The organism is Dietzia sp. NPDC055343 (assembly GCF_053645265.1).
In genome coordinates, this window is sequence record NZ_JBSHMJ010000148.1 from 1 (window position 1) to 1,429 (window position 1,429).

At 70.3% G+C, this 1,429-nt stretch carries 1 protein-coding gene; it reads left to right on the forward strand.

All coding sequences use genetic code 11. From position 1 onward, the window contains the following. A partial coding sequence (locus ACWIE7_RS19250) for a molybdopterin oxidoreductase family protein (protein ID WP_454070344.1) occupies window positions 1-1,429 on the forward strand: 1,429 nt, incomplete at both ends.

Genomic DNA, 1,429 nt, shown 5'->3' on the forward strand with positions numbered 1-1,429 from the left:
CACCTGGCGCCGCTGCCCGGCACCAACATGGCGCTGATGAACGCGCTCATCCACGAGCTCATCGAGTCCGACGCCGTGGACCGCGACTACGTGGACTCGCACACGGTGGGCTACGACTCGCTGGCCGGGCAGGTCGCCGACTGCACACCCGAGTGGGCCGCCGAGATCTGCGGCGTCCCGGCCGGGCGGATCCGGGAGGCCGCGCGGCTGCTCGCGGGCGCGGAGAAGCTGATGTCGACCGTGCTGCAGGGCTTCTACCAGTCGCATCAGGCCGCGGCGGCGTCGATCCAGGTCAACAACATCCACCTCCTGCGCGGCATGCTGGGCAGGCCCGGCTGCGGCGTGCTGCAGATGAACGGCCAGCCCACGGCGGAGAACACCCGCGAGTGTGGGGCGGACGGTGACCTGGCGGGCTTCCGGAACTGGTCCAACCCCTCGCACATCGACGACCTGGCGTCGGTGTGGAACGTCGACCCGATGGCGATCCCGCACTACACCGCCCCCACGCACGCCATGCAGATGATGCGCTACGTCGAGGACGGCTCGCTGCGCCTGCTGTGGGTGAGCGGGACCAACCCGGCGGTGTCACTGCCCGAGCTGCACCGGATCCGCTCGATCCTGTCGCAGGAGCGGCTCACGCTGGTGGTTCAGGACATCTTCCTCACCGAGACCGCCCAGCTGGCCGACGTCGTGCTGCCCGCCGCTACCTGGGGGGAGAAGACCGGCACGTTCACCAACGTCGACCGCACCGTGCACCTGTCCGAGAAGGCCGTCGAGCCGCCCGGTGAGGCCAAGGCCGACCTGGACATCTTCCTCGACTACGCCCGCCGACTCGATCTGCGCGGCAAGGATGGCAGCCCGCTCGTGCACTGGCACGATCCGGAGTCGGCGTTCGACGCCTGGAAGGAGTGCAGCCGCGGGCGCCTGTGCGACTACACGGGCCTGACCTACGACAAGCTGCGCGGCGAGTCCGGTGTGCAGTGGCCGTGCAACGAGGAGAACCCGGACGGCACCGAACGTCTCTACACCGACGGCCGGTTCTGGGCCCACCCCGACGTGTGCGAGAACTACGGCCGCGACCTGGTCACGGGCGCCCCGAAGAACGCGCAGGAGTACAAGGTGTTCAACCCGGAGGGACGGGCGATGCTCAAGGGCGCGCCGTACCTGCCGGCGCACGAGAGACCCGACGACGACCACCCGCTGCATCTGATCACCGGACGCACCCTCTATCACTTCCACACGCGCACCAAGACGGGCCGGGCACCGGAGCTCGACGCCGCCGCGCCCGAGGTGTGGGTGGAGATCAGCGCGGGCGACGCCGCGGCCGCCGGGCTGACCGCCGGCGACTACGCCGAGATCTCCACCCCGCGCGGCCGCGTCCGTGCGACGGTGCGGATCACCGACATCCGCGACGGGGTGCTGTTCCTGC